Here is an 18,639-nt window from a genome sequence, read left to right as displayed (position 1 = left end):
CCCGGCGCCGCTAATGCTGCATTGCACAATGGAGATTGGGTCGTGGCCCGGAAGTTCCTTTATGCCGTCGTCATATTGATCGTGCTCGCCGGGGCCGCCCTCATGACCTACCGGTTCTGGGGCAAGGAGCTTCTGCGCCTTGCCATGGTGCCGCGCGTGGCCGTTGAGCAGCTCGCGCCGCCGCCGTCCTATGCGGGGGCCGAGATGTGGATCGCGCGGCCGGACAAGCCGGGCAATCCGGCGCTGTGGGTGCCCGCCGGGCAGAGCACGGCCGCCGATCCGCCCGCCGCGCTGTTCTTCATCCACCCGACCTCATACCTGGAGGCGACGCACTGGAACGCGCCGCTGGACAATGCCGAGGCGAATGCCCGCGCCGAGCTGTTCCTGCGCGGCCAGGCAAGCGCGTTCAACGGCATCGCCGCGATCTGGGCGCCGCGCTATCGCCAGGTGGCGTTCGGCGCCTTCCTGACCAGCCAGGCCGAGGCAAGCCGCGCGCTGGACTTCGCCTATCGCGACGTGGCCGCCGCCTTCGCCGCCTTCCTGGAACAGGCGGGCGACCGGCCGATCATCCTGGCCGGGCACAGCCAGGGCGCGCTGATGCTCACCCGGCTGCTGGCCGATCAGGTGGCGGGCAAGCCGGTCGCGAAGCGGATCGTGGCCGCCTATGCCGTCGGCTGGCCGATCTCGCTGACCGCCGATCTGCCCGCGCTGGGGCTGCCCGCGTGCGAGCGCGAGGACCAGGCCGGCTGCATCCTTTCGTGGCAGAGTTTCGCCGAGCCCGCCGACCATGCGATGGTGACCGACATCTTCGACGCTACCACCGGGCTGACCGGCAAGCCGCGCGCGGCGACGGCGATGGTCTGCACCAACCCGCTCACCGGCCGTGCGGGCGGCAGCGCCCCGGCAGAGGCGAACCTGGGCACGCTGATCCCGTCGAAGGACCTGAAGTCGGCCGAGCTGACCGCCGGGCTCGTCCCCGCGGCGTGCGACGGGCGCGGCTTCCTGAATATCGGCGCCAGCCCGCCGAACATGGGGCCGTACATGCTGCCCGGGAACAACTATCACGTGTTCGACTACAGCCTGTTCTGGGGCAACGTCCGCGCCGATGCCGCGCGGCGGATGGCCGCGTTCGGGCGGAAATGATCACCACCGCCCCCGCCGAATTCCGCGCCGCGCTGCCCGATGGCGGGCGGCTGATGGGGCTGGACGTGGGCACCAAGACGATCGGCACCGCGCTGTGCGACGCCGGGTGGAGTTTCGCCAGCCCCGCGCTGCTGGTGCGGCGGACCAAGTTCAGCAAGGACAAGGCGGCGCTGGCGGCGCTGGCGGAGCAGCAGCAGGTGGTGGGTCTGGTGATCGGCCTGCCGCTCAACCTGGACGGAAGCGACAGCCCGCGCACCCAATCCACCCGCGCCTTCGCCCGCAACATGGAGGATATGGGGCTGCCGATCCTGCTGTGGGACGAGCGCTGGTCCACCGCCGCGGTGGAGCGCACGCTGATCGAGCAGGACGCCAGCCGCGCGCGCCGCGCCGAGCTGATCGACAAGATGGCGGCCGCCTATATCCTGCAAGGCGCGATCGACGGGCTGGTCGCGGCGGGCTGAAACCGGCGCGGGTACTGGACAAGGCCCCGCCAGCGATCAAGTATCGGCAAATATTCGTCCGGATCGCTTCGGCGGATCGGCCTGGAGGGGGAAATATCATGCGGAACGCAACCCGGCTTTTGCTTGGCGCAAGCCTGATCCTGGGCACCTGCCTGCCCGCCGTGGCGCAGACCGCATCGGGCGCCCCGCCTGTGGCGGCGCCGGCGCCCAGCCCCTCCCCTGCCCCGGCGTGCGACGCAACCGCGATCGATTCGCCGCCGGGCAAGGCATGGTGGGCGGAAAACCGCTGGCGCTATGCCGACGATGCCGCCGCCACCGCCGCCTATCAGGCGCTGGTGAAGGGCCAGTCGCCCTGGCCTTCCTGGTACGTGCCCACTGTGCCCAACCCGCCGATCACGGTGCTGCCCACGGGCACGCGCTTCCAGATGGCGATCGCGCCGGGGCAGCAGCCCGATTCGCCGGGCGGCTGGGGCACGTTCGACTATATCGCCGATGTGGAGGACGTTCGTGCCCATCTGGCGGTCACCACCGGGTTCAAGGCGGCGGTGGACCGCGTGGTGACCTATGAGGTCGTGCGCCTGCTGCCCGTGACGATCGGCCCGGTGGGGCCTCAGGTGGACGCCGGCACCTGTAGCTACCTTCCCGGCCGCTGGTCGCAGTTCAACATGCTGCCCCCCTGGAACGAGCGGATGGGCTATCTGAAGGTGATCGAGGTGCGGCCGATAAATTGAGGCGTTCCGGCCGCTTGCCACCCCCCGCCGCGGCGGCTAACCAGCGCCTTTAATGCCTCCGTCCGATCATCGCCCCGCCGCCCAGATACCGGGCGGCGCCGTTTTCCCGCACCGGCACCTGACTGGCATCGCGGGATTGGAGCCCCACCAGATCCTGTTCCTGCTCGACGAGGCGGAGCATTGGGTCGATTTCAACCGCGGGCGCGGCAAGAGCGACCGGCGGCTGGAGGGCATAACCCAGATCAACGCCTTCTTCGAAAACAGCACGCGCACGCTGCTGAGCTTCGAGATCGCGGGGAAGAAACTGGGCGCCGATGTGGTGAACATGCATGCGGGCCAGAGCAGCGTGAAGAAGGGCGAGACGCTGATCGACACCGCCGTGACGCTGAACGCGATGCGCGGCGACGTGATCGTGATCCGCCACAGCAGCTCGGGCGCGGTGCAGCTCATCGCCGACAAGGTGGGCTGCCCGGTGCTGAACGCGGGCGACGGCTGGCACGAGCACCCTACCCAGGCGCTGCTCGACGCGCTGACGATCCGGCGGCGGCGCGGCGCCATCGCGGGCCAGCGCGTCGTGATCTGCGGCGACATCCTGCACAGCCGGGTGGCGCGATCGAACATGCTCTCGCTCACCGCGCTGGCCGCCGAGGTGCGCGTCTGCGCCCCCGCCACGCTGATGCCGGTGGGGATCGAGCGGATGGGCGTGACGCCCTTCAAGGATTTCGACGCGGCGCTGGAGGGCGCGGACGTGGTGATGATGCTGCGGCTGCAGAACGAGCGGATGAGCGGCGCCTTCATCCCCTCCACCCGCGAATATCATATGCGCTACGGCCTGACCCCCGAGCGGCTGGAGCGCGCGAAGCCCGACGCGCTGGTGATGCACCCCGGCCCGATGAACCGCGGCGTGGAGATCACGTCCAGCGTCGCCGATCATCCCGAACGCTCCGCGATCACCGAGCAGGTGGAGATGGGAGTCGCGGTGCGCATGGCCTGCCTCGACGTGCTGACGCGGCGCGCGCGCGGCGTGGAGGGCTGGGCATGAAGCGCTATTTCCTCAACAGCCGGATCGGGCCGGAGGGGCTTCAGGCGCCGCTCGCGACACAGGGCGACGTCATCGCCCAGATCGGCACCGGCGAAATCGCGGGCGACGGCGAGGTGATCGATTGCGCGCAGATCGTGCGCGGCGGCGGGTGGCTGATGCCCGCGATCATCGATCTGGGCGTGTTCGCGGTCGATCGCCGGGCGTGCCACGCGGGGGGCATCGCGCGCGTGGGGCTGATGCCCGATCAGTCCCCCGTGCTCGACGATCCCGGCATCGTCCGCCGCGCCGCGCTGATGGGCAAGCCGGAGCTGTGGGTGCATCCGCTGGCGGCGGCGACCCAGGGGCTGAAGGGCGACGACCTGGCAGAGATGGCGATCAACCAGGCCGCGGGCGCGCGGGCGGTGGCCACCGGGCGCGGCTGGATCGCCGATTCGGGCGTGATGCGGAAGGTGCTGGCCTATGCGCGCGATTGCGGGCTGGCGGTGATCGCGCATGCCGAGGACGGCGGGCTGGCCGCGGGCGCGGTGGCGACCGAGGGCGAGACGGCGATGCGCCTGGGCCTGCCCTCCGCCCCTGCCGCCGCAGAGGCGCTGGCGATCGCGCGCGACCTGATCCTGGTCGAGGAGACGGGCGCGCGGCTGCACTTTCGACAGGTCACCACCGCGCAGGGGCTGGAGCTGGTGCGCCGCGCCAAGGATCGCGGCCTGCCGGTCACCTGCGGCATCACCCCAGCCCATCTGCTGCTGTCTGACATCGACGTATCCGATTTCCGCACCTATGCACGCCTCTCCCCGCCGCTGCGCAGCGACGCGGACCGGCGCGCGTGCCTGGCGGCGCTTGCGGACGGCACCATCGACGTGCTGTTTTCCGGCCATGATCCGCGCGGGCCGGAAGAGAAGCGCCTGCCCTTCGCCGATGCGGAGCCCGGCATGTCCGGCGCAGAGACGCTGTTCGCGCTGGGCATGGGCTTCGTCCATGACGGCACGATCGGGCTGGCGCGGCTGTTCGAGCTGCTGGCGGAGAACCCGGCGCGCATCCTGGGGCTGGACGCCGGGCGCATCGCGCCCGGACTCGCCGCCGACCTGATCCTGGTCGATCCCGGCAAGCCCTGGCGCATCGACGCCGAGGCGATGGTGGCCCGCGCCGGGAACACGCCCTTCGACGGGTTGCCGGTGCAGGGCAAGGTGGCGGCGATCTGGAAGGGCGGCAAGCGCGTCGGCTGAGGCCGGGCGGTCACATGCCGCGATAGGGCTCGCAGGCGATGCCGTCGCCATCACGGTCAAGCGGCGGGCGATAGCCCGGCTCGCTGGCATGGATCGGCGCGGTGCCGGCCGCGCGCGCGTCGTCGCACCGCCGCCAGTAATCCCCTGGCTGCGGATCGCGTGCGCGCCACCATCCCGCGCGGATGCCTACCTCCCGGACGATCTGGTGGATCCGGGCGCGTTCCGTCTCGCCCAGCGCGACGCTGCCCGCGCCAATCGCGGTGCCGCCGATCGCGGCGATGCCCAGATAGGTTAGCGCGTCCTTGACCACGCCGATCCGGCGCTTGCGCCGGTAGCGGGCTCCCAGGCGGATAGGAACCGCCCGGAAGCTCCGGAAGCCGTTAGCGCGATGCGAGCTGTGTCGCACCGCCCTTTGCCCAGCTCGCAAGCTGGTCGCCCGCGCCGGTGCGGACGAAGCAGATGCTGCCCTTGGCACGAACCTGGCGGCACAGCGCATCGGCATCGGCACGTGCGAAGCCGCCGACCGAGACGCGATAGAAATTACCCGCCTTGGTGGTCACGCGCGCGCTCTGCGGCTGGTACCGGCCCACGGCCGGCACGCGCGAGGTGAGCCGGTTCCACGATTCGCGGGCCACGCCGACGCTCGAATAGGCGCCGAGCTGGACATAATAGCTGCCGCGCGCGGCGACGGCGGGCGCGCGGCGCTTGGCCGGGGCCGCGGCGACCGACTGGCGCGGCGCCTCGCGATAATAGGCCGGGATCGCCTGCACGATCTCCTCGCGCGGGCCGAACACGACCTGCGGGCCGGTTCCGGCGACCTGCGCCATCACCGGGGAGCTTTCCACCACGGTATCGCTCTCGGCCGCCGGGCCTGCGTCGTACCCGCTTTCGGCGACGAGCTGATCGGCGTTGGCGGGCACGCCGGGCATATAACTGTCCACCGCATCGGCGGCGGGCGCCTCGGCCACGGGCGCGGCGGGGACATCGGCTGCGGCCAGGCCGGTGCCGGGGGCCGGGGCCACCAGCGCAAGGCGCTGCGGCAGGCCGGCATCCTCGATTGCGCGCACGCCGAGCAGCGAGGCGACCTGATCATAGGCGTTGGTCGGCCGCGCGAAGGCGACCCATTCGAGCATCCGCGCGTTGAGCTGGTCCGGCGGCACATCGACCGCGGCGACCGACTTGGATTCCTCCCAGCGGCCCGCCAGCGCCAGCGCGAGCGCCAGATTCTGCCGGGTCTTGGCGGTGGCGTCGGCGGCGCGCGCGGCGGGCTCCAGTATCTCGATCGCCTTCACCGGATCGCCGGCGAGCGCGAAGGCCAGCCCGCGGTCGCCCGCCGGGATGGTGTTGGCATGCACCTCAAGCGTGTTGCGCGCGCCCGACCAGTCGCCCGCGGCGATCTCCGTCAGCGCCAGGTTCAGCGCGGCGCGGCCGTCGCTGGGATTGAGCGTCAGCGCGTCGCTGAACGCCTGCCGCGCCGAGACGAAGCGGCCGGAAAGCAGATAGGCCTGCCCCAGCAGCACGCGATATTCGGCGATCTGCGGCGAATAGCCGACCGCGGCCTCCGCGAACTGCACGGCGCGGGCGGCGTCGCGCTTGGCCAGCGCCTTGCGCGCCTTGCCGGCGTCGGAGGCGGCGGCCTTGGCATTGTCGGCCGAGGCGGCGACCGCGATCATCCCGGGCGCGCTTATGATGCCGGCGCCGGTGAGGCCGAAGGCCGAGAGGCCGATCCACATCAGGCTGCGGGTCTTCATGGTCATTCCCTTCCGTCCCGTGCGGCGACCTGGCGGGCCAGGCCGTCGACGTCGGTGAGCGTTTCGAGGAAGGCGTCGAGCGCCTCGGTGACGAGTTGCTGCGCCGATTGGTGACGGACCGCCGAGGCGAGGCGCAGGCGCAGGTGGCGATCGGGATCGAGACGAAGCGTGAAGGCGGCCTTGGCGCGCGCATCGCGCGGCTCGGGCGCGGCACGCTCGATGGCGACGGCGGCTGGCGCTTCCGGCTGCGGCGCCTGGCGCGGCGCGGCCAGCCGCGCGTCGAGCTGGGCGCGCTGCTGCAGCACCGGCGGCCTGGCAGCAACCGGCGCAGGGGCCGGCGCCGGCTCGGGCGTCACGGAAACCGGCTGCGCGACGGCGGCGGCATGGCCTTCGCCCATGTCGTTCCAGCCCAGATCGTCATGCGCCATCTGGGCGGGCGAGAGTGCCACGAAACCCTGGGGGCGCATCGCCGGGCGGGCATGGCCCTTGCGCGCCAGCAGGCCGGACGAAAGCGAAGCCGCAGGCTTGCCGTGCATCGCCACCTCCCTCAACTGCTCACCACGCGGCGGCCGAAGCCACCCGTGGGCCGCGCCACGCCGAAGCCGCCCATCGGCACTGCCGGGGCGCTGAACACGGTGCGGCGGAAGTTCTTTTCGAGCCGGTCGTTGATATAGGCCCAGAGCGCGCCGACCTCCTGCGCCGACTTGCCCTGGGGATCGACCTCCATCACCGTGCGGCCGTCGATCATCGACGAGGCGAAATCGGTGCGGTGGTGGATGGTGACCGGCGCCACCGTGCCGTGCTGCGACAGCGCGACCGCGGCTTCGGAGGTGATCCGCGCCTTGGGCGTGGCGGCGTTGACGACGAAGATCAGCGGCTTGCCCGCGCGTTCGCACAGATCCACCGTAGCGCCCACGGCGCGCAGGTCGTGCGGGCTGGGGCGCGTCGGGATCACGATCAGTTCGGCGACCTGGATCACGCTCTGGATCGCCATGGTGATCGCCGGCGGCGTATCGATCACGGCCAGGCGGAAACCCTGCTGGCGCAGCACCTCAAGATCGGCGGCGAGCCGCGCAACCGTGGTCTGGGCGAAGGCCGGAAGCTCGGTGTCGCGCTCGTTCCACCAATCGGACAGCGACCCCTGGGGATCGATGTCGATCAGCACGACCGGGCCTGCGCCCGAACGCTGCGCCTGCACCGCCAGGTGCCCGCTGAGCGTGGTCTTGCCGGACCCGCCTTTCTGCGATGCCATCGCCAGGACGCGCATGTACCCCTCGGAACTCCCGCTTCTGAACCCCGGGAATGCCATGCCGTCGGATAAAGAAAGGTTAATGCGTGCCGTGCAGGGACGGCCCCCTATCCGGCGCGGGGTAAGGATTTCTTTCCCAATCGATGGTTAATTGGCATTTATCCATTGTTGCGGGGGCGCGGAGTCGGGTCGCATGAAGTCTGTTTGGATCACGGCCGGGGCGTTGGCCGCGGCGATGGCGATGACGCCTGCATGCGCGCAGGCGCAGACGCAGGACAATCCCGTCGAGCAGGGCGTGAAGGCCTGGCAGTCGGGCGACTACAAGGGCGCCGTCGACCGCTGGCGCGGCCCCGCGGTGGCCGGAGACGCCGACGCGCAGTTCAACCTGGGCCAGGCCTATAAGCTGGGCCGCGGCGTGACCGCCGACCTGAACCAGGCCGAGGACTGGTATCGCCGCGCGGCCGTGCAGGGCCATGTGCAGGCGCAGGACAATTACGGCCTCACCCTGTTCCAGAACGGCAAGCGCACCCAGGCGGTGGAGTGGCTCAAGCGCTCCTCGTCCCGCGGCGAGCCGCGCGCGCAGTTCGTGCTGGGCACCATGTATTTCAACGGCGACGGCATCGACCGCGATTGGGTGCGCGCCTATGCGCTGATCGTGCGATCGTCGCAGTCCGGGCTGCCGCAGGCATCCGCCGCGCTGGCGCAGATGGACCGCTATATCTCCCTCCAGGACCGGCAGCAGGGCCTGACGCTCGCCCGCCGTTACGAGGAGGAGCAGGGCCGGCCGCAGCCGCCGGTCCAGTTCGCCGACAACACGCCGCCCAAGCCGCAGCCGAAGCCGCAGACAAAGCCCGACGCCAAGCCGCGCCCGGCGCAGGTGGCGATCGCGGACAAGCCGGTGGTGAAGCCCGCGCCGCCGAAGCCTGCGCCGCCCAAGCCCGCGGTGGTGCGCGACGGCGGGTGGAAGGTTCAGGTCGGCGCGTTCGGCGATCCGGGCAACGCCCGCAAACTGTGGGGCCAGCTCGCCGGCCGCTTCCCGGGCCGCCAGGTCTATTACGTCAAGGCGGGCAATCTTACCCGGGTGCTGGTCGGCCCCTATGCCTCGCGCGCGGAGGCCAGCGGCGCCTGCGCTTCGGTGAAGCCCTGCGTGCCTGTCGGCCCCTGAAGGGGCCTCAACGCACCCAATCGGCGGTAGCGATCCCCTGCGCCCACAGCAGCGCGGAGAGATCGCTATGCTCCAGCCGCGCGCCTGCCGCCGCGGCCACCACCGGCTTCGCGCGATAGGCGACGCCCAGCCCGGCGCGGCGGATCATCGGCAGATCGTTGGCGCCGTCCCCCACCGCGAGCGATTGCGCGAAATCCAGCCCGCGCTCGGCCACCGCGCCCTCCAGCGTGCGCTCCTTGGTGCCGCTGTCGACGATCGGCTTTTCCACCGTGCCGGCCAGCTTGCCGTCCGCGATCACGAGCCGGTTGGCGATCACGCGCTCGAACCCCAGCCGCTCGCCCACCGGCCCGGCGAAACGGGTGAAGCCGCCCGAAACCAGGATGGTCAGCGCGCCCCTGCCCCGCATCGTCTTCACCAGCGTCTCCGCGCCGGGCGACAGGCGCACGCGCTCGGCCAGGCAGCGCTCGATCGCGCTTTCCTCAAGGTCGCGGAGCAGCGCCACCCGGGCGTCGAGCGCCTCGGCGAAGTCCAGCTCGCCGCGCATCGCGCGTTCGGTCACTTCGGCAATCTGCGCCTTGATCCCGGCATAATCGGCCAGTTCGTCGATGCATTCGACGGTGATCATGGTGGAATCCATGTCGGCGACCAGCAGCCGCTTCTCGCGCCCCGCCTCAGGCTGGACGACCACGTCGGCGCCCGCGAACACACCCTCCAGCGCCGCGCGCGCCGCCGCCGGATCGCCCGCGAAGGGCAGGTCCGCCGCGCGCCCCGGCTCCAGCCAGCGCGGGGCATCCGCCGCCGCGCCCGCCGCCGCCAGCCGGTCCGCGGCTTCGGAAAGGTCTCCTGCGCGGACACTCTCTGCTATCAGCGTGGCGATGAACATCGACGAACCCTTAGTGACCGAAACCCCGCCCCGGACCGCGCCGGGCCGCCCTTCGCCGGGCCGGGGGCGGACGGAGGACGGGAGATGACCGAATCCCTTCCGAAGGTGGCGCTCATCGCAGGGCCGACGGCAAGCGGCAAGTCCGCGCTGGCGCTGGCGCTGGCGGAGCGGCGCGAGGGCGTGGTGATCAACGCGGATTCGGCGCAGGTCTACGCCGATCTGCGCGTGCTGACCGCGCGTCCGAGCGAGGCCGAGGAGGCGCGCGTGCCGCACCGGCTGTTCGGCCATGTCGACGGCGCGGACGCCTATTCGGCGGCGCGCTGGGCGGCGGAGGCGCGCGCGGAGATCGCCGCGGCGCACGATGCCGGGCGGCTTCCGGTGCTCGCCGGCGGCACCGGCATGTACCTGCGCACGCTGATCGACGGCATCGCCCCGATCCCGGAGATCGACCCGGCGGTGCGCGAGGCGGTGCGCGCGATGCCCGTTGCAGAGGCGCATGCCGCGCTGGCCATGGAGGATCCCGAGGCCGCCGGACGGCTGCGGCCCAGCGACACCACCCGCGTCGCCCGCGCGCTGGAGGTGGTGCGCGCCACCGGCCGCCCGATCGCCGCATGGCAGGCCGAGCGCGTGGGCGGTATCGGCGGCGGGATCGATCTGATGCCGCTGGTCCTGCTGCCCGACCGCGCCTGGCTGGCGGCGCGGATGGACGCACGGTTCGAGGCGATGCTGGAAGCGGGCGCGATCGAGGAGGTGCGCGCGCTGGCCGCCCGCACCGATGTTCCCGCTTCGGCGCCCGTCCGCCGCGCGATCGGCTTTCCGGAGATATCGCAATGGCTTGCCGGGGAAATCGCGCGCGAGGAAGCGATCGCGCGGGCGCAGGCCGCCACCCGCCAATATGCCAAGCGCCAGTATACCTGGTTCCGCCGCCAGCCCCCGGGGCATTGGGAGCGAACGGCGGAGACAGAAACATACGCAATCCTTGATGCTTTTGAAAGAAAATTCTTCTTATAGGCCTTGACCTGTAGTTTTCGTGCGACTAGCAGCCCGCTTCCGGCGGTGCTATTGCGCCCGCCCAGAAGGAGTAGAGCCGTGAGCGAGAAGAGCGGAGCAGACATCCTGATCGAGGTGCTGACCGACCTCGGTGTGGAGGTGGTGTTCGGCTATCCGGGCGGCGCGGTGCTCCCGATCTATGACGCGCTGTTCAAGCAGGACGCGATCAAGCACATCCTGGTCCGCCACGAGCAGGCCGCGACGCATGCCGCGGAGGGCTATGCCCGATCGACCGGCAAGCCGGGCGTCGTGCTCGTCACCTCCGGCCCGGGGGCGACCAACGCGGTCACCGGCATCACCGACGCGCTGATGGATTCGATCCCGATGGTCGTCATCACCGGCCAGGTTCCCACGGGCCTGATCGGCACCGACGCCTTTCAGGAAGCGGACACGGTGGGCATCACGCGCCACTGTTCGAAGCACAATTATCTGGTGAAGAACCCCGCCCAGCTCGCCAGCGTGGTGCGTGAGGCGTTCCACATCGCCACCGCCGGCCGCCCCGGCCCGGTCGTGATCGACATCCCCAAGGACGTCCAGGTCGCCACCGCGCAGGAACGCAGCAACGCGCCGATCCGGCACAAGGCCTATGCCCCCCAGGTGAAGGCCGATCCCGCGCGGATCGAGGAAGCGGTGGACATGCTCGCCGCGGCCGAGCGCCCGATCTTCTACACCGGCGGCGGCATCATCAATTCGGGTCCGGAGGCGTCGCGCCTGCTGCGCGAGCTGGCTGCCCTCACCGGCGCGCCGGTCACCTCCACGCTGATGGGCCTGGGCGCCTTCCCGGCATCGTCGCCGCAATGGGTGGGCATGCTGGGCATGCACGGCACCTATGAGGCGAACCTGGCGATGAACCAGGCCGACCTGATCATCGCGCTGGGCGCGCGCTTCGACGATCGCGTAACGGGGCGGCTCGACGCCTTCAGCCCCAACAGCCGCAAGGTGCATGTCGATATCGATCGTTCGTCGATCAACAAGAACGTGCGCGTGGACCTGCCGATCATCGCCGACGTCGGCTCCGCGCTGGCGGACATGATCGAGGCATGGAAGCGCCGCAAGCATCCCACGCCGGACCTGGCCGAATGGTGGAACCGGATCGAGGGCTGGCGTGCGGTGCGCTGCCTCGATTTCGAGGATCGCAAGGACGTGATCATGCCCCAGCGCGCCATCCGCGCGCTGTGGGAGGCGACGAAGGACAAGGCGCCGGTCATCACCACCGAAGTGGGCCAGCACCAGATGTGGGCCGCCCAGCACTTCGATTTCGACGATCCGAACAAGTGGCTGACCAGCGGCGGGCTGGGCACGATGGGCTATGGCCTGCCGGCCGCGATCGGCGCGCAGCTCGGCAATCCGGACGCGCTCGTGATCGACATCGCGGGCGAGGCCAGCATCCAGATGAACATCCAGGAGCTGGGCACCGCCACGCAGTATCGCCTGCCGGTCAAGATCTTCATCCTCAACAACGAATATATGGGGATGGTGCGCCAGTGGCAGCAGCTCACCTATCAGAGCCGCTATTCGGAGAGCTATTCCGACGCGCTGCCCGATTTCGTGAAGCTGGCCGAGGCCTATGGCTGGAAGGGCATATTGATCGAGACGCCGGACCAGCTCGACGCGGGCATCGCGGAGATGATCGCGCATGACGGGCCGGTGATGGTCGATTGCCGCGTGGCGAAGCTGGCCAATTGTTTCCCGATGATCCCGTCGGGCGCCGCCCATACCGAAATGATCCTCCAGTCCGCCCAGGTCTCGGGCGAGATGGACGACGAAGCCAAGGCGCTGGTCTGATGGGCAAGATTATGCGCGGACTAGAGCCGCAATTCGATGCCAGTTTGATCGAGCATGCCAAGACTCTCGAAGCCGCCTTGGCAGACGGTCGATTGACGCCTGTCCAGTATCGGAAGCTCAAGGCAAAGAACGACAAAATGCTGCAATATCGCGGCCTCAGGTAGTCAAATGCATATCAAGCAGGAACTCAACGAGCGGCACACGCTCGCCGTCGTCGTCGATAACGAGCCGGGCATCCTGGCGCGGATCGCCGGCCTGTTCACCGCGCGCGGCTATAATATCGAAAGCCTGACGGTGAGCGAGATCACCGAGGACAAGGCGGTATCGCGGATCACCATCGTCACCAGCGCGTCGCCGCATGTGATGGAGCAGATCATCGCCCAGCTCGACCGGCTGGTGCCGGTCCACAAGGTGACCGACCTGACCGTGCTCGGCCCGCATGTCGAGCGCGAGCTGGCGCTGGTGAAGGTGGCCGGCACGGGCGATCACCGGATCGAGGCGCTGCGCCTTGCCGAGGTCTATCGCGCGCATGTGCTGGACGCCACGATCTCCAGCTTCGTGTTCGAGGTGACGGGCGGGCGCGACAAGATCGACAAGTTCGTCGAGCTGATGGGCGAGCTGGGGCTGGTCGAGGTCGCGCGCACCGGCGTGGTGGCCATATCGCGGGGACGCGAGGCGGCCTGAAGAAATGCTTTCGTGCGCCTGCGCATGCAGGGCCCTAGGGGGGCAGCCACCCTGGGCTCCTGCTCGCGCAGGGGCACGCTGAACGACAAGGGAGCGAAGAATGCGTGTCTATTACGATCGCGACGCCGATCTGAACCTCATCACGGGCAAGAAGATCGCCATCCTGGGCTATGGCAGCCAGGGGCATGCCCATGCGCAGAACCTGCGCGACAGCGGCGTTAAGGAAGTCGCGATCGCGCTGCGCCCGGGCTCGGCCTCCGCGAAGAAGGCCGAGGACGCCGGCTTCAAGGTGCTGAGCAACAAGGATGCGGCCGGATGGGCCGACATCCTGATGATCCTGGCGCCCGACGAGCATCAGGCCGCGATCTGGGAGAACGACCTGAAGGGCAATATGAAGCCGGGCGCCGCGCTCGCCTTCGCGCATGGCCTGAACGTCCACTTCGGGCTGATCGAGCCGCCCGCCGACATCGACGTGATCATGATCGCGCCCAAAGGCCCCGGCCACACCGTGCGCAGCGAATATAAGCGCGGCGGCGGCGTGCCCTGCCTGATCGCGATCCACCAGGACGCGACCGGCAACGCGCATGACGTGGCGCTGGCCTATGCCAGCGGCGTCGGCGGCGGCCGTTCGGGCATCATCGAGACCAATTTCAAGGAAGAGTGCGAAACCGACCTGTTCGGCGAGCAGGCGGTGCTGTGCGGCGGCATCACCCACCTGATCCAGGCAGGCTTCGAGACGCTGGTCGAGGCGGGCTATGCCCCCGAGATGGCCTATTTCGAGTGCCTGCACGAGACCAAGCTGATCGTCGACCTGCTGTATGAAGGCGGCATCGCCAACATGCGCTATTCGATCTCGAACACCGCCGAGTATGGCGACATCAAGACCGGCCCGCGCATCATCACCGCGGAGACCAAGGCCGAGATGAAGCGCGTGCTGGCGGACATCCAGTCGGGCCGCTTCGTCAAGGATTTCGTCCTCGACAACCGCGCCGGCCAGCCCGAGCTGAAGGCCAGCCGCAAGGCGGCCGCCGCGCATCCGATCGAGCAGGTGGGCAGCGAGCTGCGCGCGATGATGCCGTGGATCGGCGCCAACAAGCTGGTGGACAAGGACAAGAACTGATCGGCCTGCCCCGCCGCGCGCTTCAGGGAAACCGGCTGCGCGCGGCGGCGAAGGCTTCGTCGAGGCCGGTCAGCCGGTCCGACAGCTTCACCTCATGGTTGGCCGATCGGGTGCCGTCGACCAGATCGGCGGAATAGCCGGTCATCTCGTGCGGCGGTGCCGACGCGCGCGCCCGCACAAACTGGAACGCCGCGACGCCCTGTTGCCGCGTGGCCTTGGCGATGACGTCGCAATCATATTGGAAGCCGAAGCGCCCGTTCGCGCCGTCCACCACCGCGCTGGACGATGTCCATTCGGCATAGGGCTTGCCGTCCGCCCCGCGCGCCCAGCCGCGCACCACCACGCCCTCCAGCGACTGTTCGATATGCTCGACGGTGTATTTCGCGCCGTCCGCCGCGTCGAAGCGGCCGATCCACGTGCCCTCGACGAACGCCGGCCCATGGACCTTCGCCTTCAGCCAGGTCCAGTCGCGCAACAGCCTCTCCATCAGCCGCGCCGCGCTGGTATAGACCGCCGCCGCCGCCAGCAGCGTGGCCAGGAATTGCAGCGGAAGCGCGAAATCGATGCCCAGGAACGGCAGCGACGCGCCCTCGATCAACGGCAGGACCAGCTTCAGCGCCGCGAACATCAGCGCGACGGTGATGGTGAGCACGAGCGCTCCGATGCGGCGTCCTGCGGTCATGCGCCGGAGAATGCCATGGATTCTCCGGCCGCCAAGAAGAAAGCCGCCGCGCGCGTAGTGCCCGGGGGTCAGACGCGGAAACGATGCGTTTCCCCGCCCGGGGTTTGACCCGCCCCGCCCGGCGCGCGACGCTGAACGCTCCATCACAAAAGGAGTATCCATGCGTCTGCGAACCCCCGCGCGCCTGCGCGCCATCGCCGTTGCGGCGGCCGTTGTCCTTGCCGCTCCGGTCGTCGCGCATCAGGCGGCCCAGCTTCCGGGCTCGGCCGACGTATCGCGCGTCACCGCCGGCACCTATGCCGTCGATCCGGGCCACACGCTGATCGGATGGCGTGTCAACCATTTCGGGTTCAACGATTATTTCGGCCTGTTCGGCGATTCCACCGGCACGCTGACGATCGATCCGGCCAGGCCGGGCGATGCGAAGGTGGACATCACCATCCCGGTCCGGCTGGTCACCACCGCCAATGCCGCGCTGACCGGCCACCTGCTAAAGCCGGGGCAGGACGGGAAGCCCGCCGACTTCTTCGGCCCCGCCCCCGCCGACGCGCGCTTCGTGTCGAAACGGGTGACGGTGAACGGCACCACCGCCGCCATCCTGGGCGATCTGACGCTGAACGGCGTGACCAGGCCGGTGACGCTCGATGCCAAATTCACCGGCGCGGGCGCCAATCCGTACAACAAGAAGGAGACGATCGGTTTCGCCGCGACCGCGGAGATCAAGCGCAGCGATTTCGGCATCGCCTATGGCATCCCGATGGTCTCCGACGCGGTGCAGCTCGACATCACGGCGGCCTTCGAGAAACAGTAGCGCTGGCCGCTCGCCGCATACGAAACGGGCCGGGGCATCGCTGCCCCGGCCCGTCTTGTCTCGCCGGATCGTCCGCGGATCAGAAGCCGCCGCGGATCGTGATCCCGTAGAAGCGGGGATAGCCCGGATAGGCGGCATAGTTGCCGGTCTGCTCCGGAACCGGGAAGCCGGTGATGTGGTAATACTGGTTGAACAGGTTCTCGACGAAGAACTCCGCGCGCCAGTTGTTGTCCGCAGAGGTGATGCCCACGCGGGCACCGACCAGGGCATAGCCCGGGTTGTACAGCGCGGTGCGGCCGGTGACCGGATCCGGGCTGCCCGACGGGATGTTCACCTCGCTGTTGTAGCGCATGTTGACGTGGATCAGGCCGTTGATCGAGTCCGACAGCGCCGGCGTCCAGGTGGTGGAGATGGCCACCGTGTGCTTCGGCTGGTTGCTGAACTGCTTGCCTTCCTGGCCAGCGAGCGGCGTGCCGGTAAAGTTGTTGCTGCCGGCATATTTGGCGCTGATGTAGCTGTAGCCCAGGTTGAAGGTCAGATCACGCGCCGGACGGATCACCGACTCCAGCTCCACGCCCTTGCTGATGCTCTTCGGCACGTTCTGGACGACGAAGTTGTTGCCGGCGAACACCAGCGACTGCAGGCCCTTGAAGTCCTGATAGAACAGCGCGCCGTTCAGCGTGAACGCGCGGGTCGGGCTGGCCTTGAAGCCGATTTCATAGGCGTTCACCGTCTCCGCGCCGAAGCGCAGGTCCGAACCCTGCGGGCCGTTGCCGCCAAGCAGCACCGAATCGAAGGTCGCCTGATCGAGGTTGTAGCCGCCCGACTTATAGCCGTGGTCGAAGCTGGCATAGGTCAGCAGCTCGTCCGAAACCTTGAACGCCAGCTTCGCGGTGCCGGTGATCTCGTTATCGGTGAAGCTGTCGGCATAGTTGCCGTTGAACTCGGTGTTCACCGCCGGGTTGCAGCCCAGCAGGAACAGGTTGTTGAACAGCCCCATCTGGCGCAGCACATTGGCATAGGCGTTGGCCGCGGCGTTGCCGGCGCGCACCTGATCGAAGAAGCCGCACGAGCCGGTATTGTTGTTGATGGACGCCGCCATCGTCTTCTTTTCGTGGTTCCAGCGCGCGCCCAGCGTCAGCGACACCTGATCGCTGATGTTGATGATGTTGTGGGTGAACAGCGCGAAGGCGTTGGTCTTGACGCTGAAATCGTCGTTGTTGTTGCCCTGGCCGGCGGTGACGCCGGGCAGCGGGCTGGTGACCAGCGCGGCCAGCCCGGGGACCGGAGCCGACGGGAAGCCCGGGATCACGCAGGCGCCGGCCGGAGCCGTGCCCACCTGGGCGCGGAAACAGCCGACCAGCAGGCCGAGCTGCGCGCCATAAGCCGACTGGAGCGCCGGAACGGTGTTCGGCACCAGCGGGTTGAGCAGCGCCTGGCCGACCAGCGGCACACCGCCGCCCAGCGAACCGAAGAACTGCAGCGGCGTGCCGAAGCCCGCCGGCGGCGCAGCGCCCAGCGCGCCCGCGAAAACGGTGTCGACGTAACGGTTGCCGTCGTTGCCGAAGCGCACCGTATCGGTCAGCTTGTTGCTTTCGTTGAGGTAGAAGCCGCCGACCAGCCAGTCGAGCGCGCCGTTGAACGCCGAACCCTGGAAGCGCAGTTCCTGGGTGAAGTCGGTCAGCGCGCTGCGATAGCCGTCGCGATAGGCGCGATCGATGCCCGAGAAATCGATGTCCTGGTTACGCAGCACCCGCCAGTCGCGATAGGCGGTGATCGAGGTCATGCTGACGTCGCCGAAGTTCCAGTTCAGCTCGCCCGAAACGCCCCAGTCGCGCACCGCCTCGCCATAGTCGCGGTTGGGCGACATGGCCTGGATGCGATCGCTGGCCGGGCCGGTGTAGAGGCCGACGCGGCCCTGGGCGGCGGCGACCGACTGGATCACCGGCGCGAGCGAGCCGCGGACCACCGAAACGGCGCCGCAGCACTGCTCGTCGGTCTCGTAATAGTCGGCGATCAGGCGGAAGGTGACGTCGCCATTGTCGTACAGCGCCTGGCCGCGGACGTTCCAGCGATCGATGTCGTTGATCGCGCGATTGCTGTTGGCGTCCTGGATATAGCCGTCGCGCGTGCGATAGCCGGCGTCGACGCGCAGCGCGACCTGCTCGCTCACCGGGCCGGTGATCGCGCCCTTCACCTCGATCGCGTCATAGTTGCCGTAGGAAGCCTCGGCATAGCCGCCCAGCTCGAACTTCGGCTGCGCGGTGAACACGCTGAGCGCGCCCGCCGAGGTGTTGCGGCCGAACAGCGTGCCCTGCGGGCCGCGCAGCACCTCGACACGCTCCAGCTCGGGCAGCTCGGAGATGGCGACGCCCGCACGGGCGCGGAACACGCCGTCGATGAACACGCCCACCGCCGGTTCGAAGCCGGGGTTGTCGCCGCCCGTGGTGATGCCGCGGATGTAGATGGTGGTGCCGGTGGCCGAGGACTGGCCGGTCGAGCTCTGGAACGAGGGAGCGAGCTGTTCCAGGTCGCGGACGTTGCTGACGCCGGCGTTCTGGAGAAGCTCGGCGCCCACCGCGGTCACGGCCAGCGGCACTTCCTGCACCGTCTCGTTACGGCGGGTGGCCGTGACGACGATGTCGTTCGCATTCTCATATTCGGTGGATTCGGCCTGGCCATCATCCTGCGCCGGGGTATCCTGGGCCGCGGCGGGCGCGGCGAAAAGCATCGCAAGTGCCGATGCCGCGAGCAGATCGAACTTCTTCATGGGAAACATCCCCTCCCCTGCTGGCAAGCGCTACGGTCTTTCAGCCGTTCGCGCTTTGCAAAAACTCCTTACAACAACTAACGCTCCGC

Annotated in this window: 19 protein-coding genes; 12 read left to right on the top strand and 7 right to left on the bottom strand. The window is 69.2% G+C overall.

Translation table 11 applies throughout. From position 1 onward, the window contains the following. The first annotated feature begins 42 nt into the window (after positions 1 to 42). The 5 genes from OM513_RS05595 to OM513_RS05575 all read left to right on the top strand — a co-directional run bounded on the left by OM513_RS05595 (position 43) and on the right by OM513_RS05575 (position 4,600). Positions 43 to 1,143, top strand: a complete 1,101-nt coding sequence (locus OM513_RS05595) for a DUF3089 domain-containing protein (protein ID WP_264943172.1) — start codon at positions 43 to 45, stop codon at positions 1,141 to 1,143. Next, the gene (ruvX, locus tag OM513_RS05590) at positions 1,140 to 1,604 is read left to right on the top strand and encodes a Holliday junction resolvase RuvX (RefSeq protein WP_264943171.1); all 465 of its coding nucleotides are present in this window, start codon (positions 1,140 to 1,142) and stop codon (positions 1,602 to 1,604) included. Before OM513_RS05595 ends, ruvX begins: the two co-directional genes overlap by 4 nt. Positions 1,605 to 1,702: 98 nt before the next feature. Further along, complete coding sequence (locus OM513_RS05585) at positions 1,703 to 2,335, top strand: hypothetical protein (protein WP_264943170.1); 633 nt, start codon at positions 1,703 to 1,705, stop codon at positions 2,333 to 2,335. Positions 2,336 to 2,387: 52 nt separating this feature from the next. Further along, a complete protein-coding gene (locus OM513_RS05580) occupies positions 2,388 to 3,377 on the top strand; it encodes an aspartate carbamoyltransferase catalytic subunit (RefSeq protein WP_264943169.1) in 990 nt (329 codons plus the stop codon). Further along, positions 3,374 to 4,600, top strand: coding sequence for a dihydroorotase (locus OM513_RS05575; protein WP_264943168.1), 1,227 nt, complete (start codon positions 3,374 to 3,376; stop codon positions 4,598 to 4,600). Before OM513_RS05580 ends, OM513_RS05575 begins: the two co-directional genes overlap by 4 nt. A 10-nt stretch (positions 4,601 to 4,610) precedes the next feature. Here OM513_RS05575 and OM513_RS05570 read toward each other — a convergent pair whose 3' ends face one another. The 4 genes from OM513_RS05570 to OM513_RS05555 form a co-directional block, all read right to left on the bottom strand. Next, positions 4,611 to 4,910, bottom strand: coding sequence for an excalibur calcium-binding domain-containing protein (locus OM513_RS05570; RefSeq protein ID WP_264943167.1), 300 nt, complete (start codon positions 4,908 to 4,910; stop codon positions 4,611 to 4,613). Between the two features lie 70 nt (positions 4,911 to 4,980). Continuing rightward, positions 4,981 to 6,351: an SPOR domain-containing protein gene (locus OM513_RS05565; RefSeq protein WP_264943166.1), complete on the bottom strand. Its 1,371-nt coding sequence runs from the start codon at positions 6,349 to 6,351 to the stop codon at positions 4,981 to 4,983. Between the two features lie 2 nt (positions 6,352 to 6,353). Then, positions 6,354 to 6,887, bottom strand: coding sequence for a hypothetical protein (locus OM513_RS05560; protein WP_264943165.1), 534 nt, complete (start codon positions 6,885 to 6,887; stop codon positions 6,354 to 6,356). An 11-nt stretch (positions 6,888 to 6,898) separates the two neighbouring features. Beyond that, entirely contained in the window at positions 6,899 to 7,618 is a 720-nt protein-coding gene (locus OM513_RS05555) for a ParA family protein (protein WP_264943164.1), read from the bottom strand. 175 nt (positions 7,619 to 7,793) lie between these two features. Here OM513_RS05555 and OM513_RS05550 point away from each other — a divergent pair, with 175 nt between their 5' ends. Beyond that, positions 7,794 to 8,765, top strand: coding sequence for an SPOR domain-containing protein (locus OM513_RS05550; RefSeq protein ID WP_264943163.1), 972 nt, complete (start codon positions 7,794 to 7,796; stop codon positions 8,763 to 8,765). Positions 8,766 to 8,772: 7 nt separating this feature from the next. Here the strand turns inward: OM513_RS05550 and serB are convergent, their stop codons facing one another. Beyond that, entirely contained in the window at positions 8,773 to 9,648 is an 876-nt protein-coding gene (gene serB, locus OM513_RS05545; protein ID WP_264943162.1) for a phosphoserine phosphatase SerB, read from the bottom strand. A gap of 84 nt (positions 9,649 to 9,732) precedes the next feature. Between serB and miaA the strand changes: the two genes are divergently transcribed. The 5 genes from miaA to ilvC all read left to right on the top strand — a co-directional run bounded on the left by miaA (position 9,733) and on the right by ilvC (position 14,287). Then, positions 9,733 to 10,659, top strand: coding sequence for a tRNA (adenosine(37)-N6)-dimethylallyltransferase MiaA (gene miaA, locus OM513_RS05540; RefSeq protein WP_264943161.1), 927 nt, complete (start codon positions 9,733 to 9,735; stop codon positions 10,657 to 10,659). A gap of 78 nt (positions 10,660 to 10,737) precedes the next feature. Beyond that, positions 10,738 to 12,483, top strand: coding sequence for an acetolactate synthase 3 large subunit (locus tag OM513_RS05535; RefSeq protein WP_264943160.1), 1,746 nt, complete (start codon positions 10,738 to 10,740; stop codon positions 12,481 to 12,483). Further along, on the top strand, positions 12,483 to 12,647 hold the full coding sequence (locus tag OM513_RS05530) for a hypothetical protein (protein ID WP_264943159.1): 165 nt from the start codon (positions 12,483 to 12,485) through the stop codon (positions 12,645 to 12,647). The genes OM513_RS05535 and OM513_RS05530 overlap by 1 nt, the downstream gene beginning before the upstream one ends. Positions 12,648 to 12,651: 4 nt before the next feature. Next, positions 12,652 to 13,167 (top strand): acetolactate synthase small subunit, encoded by a 516-nt coding sequence (gene ilvN / locus OM513_RS05525; RefSeq protein WP_264943158.1) that lies wholly within the window; start codon positions 12,652 to 12,654, stop codon positions 13,165 to 13,167. 100 nt (positions 13,168 to 13,267) lie between these two features. Then, positions 13,268 to 14,287 (top strand): ketol-acid reductoisomerase, encoded by a 1,020-nt coding sequence (ilvC, locus tag OM513_RS05520; protein WP_264943157.1) that lies wholly within the window; start codon positions 13,268 to 13,270, stop codon positions 14,285 to 14,287. Positions 14,288 to 14,309: 22 nt separating this feature from the next. Here ilvC and OM513_RS05515 read toward each other — a convergent pair whose 3' ends face one another. Then, entirely contained in the window at positions 14,310 to 14,969 is a 660-nt protein-coding gene (locus OM513_RS05515) for a hypothetical protein (RefSeq protein WP_264943156.1), read from the bottom strand. A 160-nt stretch (positions 14,970 to 15,129) separates the two neighbouring features. Between OM513_RS05515 and OM513_RS05510 the strand changes: the two genes are divergently transcribed. Continuing rightward, a complete protein-coding gene (locus OM513_RS05510) occupies positions 15,130 to 15,780 on the top strand; it encodes a YceI family protein (RefSeq protein WP_264943155.1) in 651 nt (216 codons plus the stop codon). 79 nt (positions 15,781 to 15,859) lie between these two features. Here the strand turns inward: OM513_RS05510 and OM513_RS05505 are convergent, their stop codons facing one another. After that, a complete protein-coding gene (locus OM513_RS05505) occupies positions 15,860 to 18,550 on the bottom strand; it encodes a TonB-dependent receptor (protein ID WP_264943154.1) in 2,691 nt (896 codons plus the stop codon). Between the last annotated feature and the right edge of the window lie 89 nt (positions 18,551 to 18,639).

The sequence above is a fragment of the Sphingomonas canadensis genome, from assembly GCF_026013525.1.
In the GTDB taxonomy this organism is placed as follows: domain Bacteria; phylum Pseudomonadota; class Alphaproteobacteria; order Sphingomonadales; family Sphingomonadaceae; genus Sphingomonas; species Sphingomonas canadensis.
This window is presented reverse-complemented; position numbering and strand designations above follow the sequence as displayed.

Excerpts from the sequence above, each read along its gene's own strand:
- OM513_RS05580 (WP_264943169.1), top strand. The coding sequence starts at position 2,388 with ATGCCTCCGTCCGATCATCGCCCCGCCGCCCAGATACCGGGCGGCGCC.
- OM513_RS05565 (WP_264943166.1), bottom strand. The coding sequence starts at position 6,351 with ATGAAGACCCGCAGCCTGATGTGGATCGGCCTCTCGGCCTTCGGCCTC.
- OM513_RS05585 (WP_264943170.1), top strand. The coding sequence starts at position 1,703 with ATGCGGAACGCAACCCGGCTTTTGCTTGGCGCAAGCCTGATCCTGGGC.
- ruvX (WP_264943171.1), top strand. The coding sequence starts at position 1,140 with ATGATCACCACCGCCCCCGCCGAATTCCGCGCCGCGCTGCCCGATGGC.
- OM513_RS05515 (WP_264943156.1), bottom strand. The coding sequence starts at position 14,969 with ATGACCGCAGGACGCCGCATCGGAGCGCTCGTGCTCACCATCACCGTC.
- OM513_RS05505 (WP_264943154.1), bottom strand. The coding sequence starts at position 18,550 with ATGAAGAAGTTCGATCTGCTCGCGGCATCGGCACTTGCGATGCTTTTC.
- OM513_RS05560 (WP_264943165.1), bottom strand. The coding sequence starts at position 6,887 with ATGCACGGCAAGCCTGCGGCTTCGCTTTCGTCCGGCCTGCTGGCGCGC.
- OM513_RS05550 (WP_264943163.1), top strand. The coding sequence starts at position 7,794 with ATGAAGTCTGTTTGGATCACGGCCGGGGCGTTGGCCGCGGCGATGGCG.
- OM513_RS05555 (WP_264943164.1), bottom strand. The coding sequence starts at position 7,618 with ATGCGCGTCCTGGCGATGGCATCGCAGAAAGGCGGGTCCGGCAAGACC.
- miaA (WP_264943161.1), top strand. The coding sequence starts at position 9,733 with ATGACCGAATCCCTTCCGAAGGTGGCGCTCATCGCAGGGCCGACGGCA.
- OM513_RS05575 (WP_264943168.1), top strand. The coding sequence starts at position 3,374 with ATGAAGCGCTATTTCCTCAACAGCCGGATCGGGCCGGAGGGGCTTCAG.
- OM513_RS05530 (WP_264943159.1), top strand. The coding sequence starts at position 12,483 with ATGGGCAAGATTATGCGCGGACTAGAGCCGCAATTCGATGCCAGTTTG.
- OM513_RS05510 (WP_264943155.1), top strand. The coding sequence starts at position 15,130 with ATGCGTCTGCGAACCCCCGCGCGCCTGCGCGCCATCGCCGTTGCGGCG.
- ilvC (WP_264943157.1), top strand. The coding sequence starts at position 13,268 with ATGCGTGTCTATTACGATCGCGACGCCGATCTGAACCTCATCACGGGC.
- serB (WP_264943162.1), bottom strand. The coding sequence starts at position 9,648 with ATGTTCATCGCCACGCTGATAGCAGAGAGTGTCCGCGCAGGAGACCTT.
- ilvN (WP_264943158.1), top strand. The coding sequence starts at position 12,652 with ATGCATATCAAGCAGGAACTCAACGAGCGGCACACGCTCGCCGTCGTC.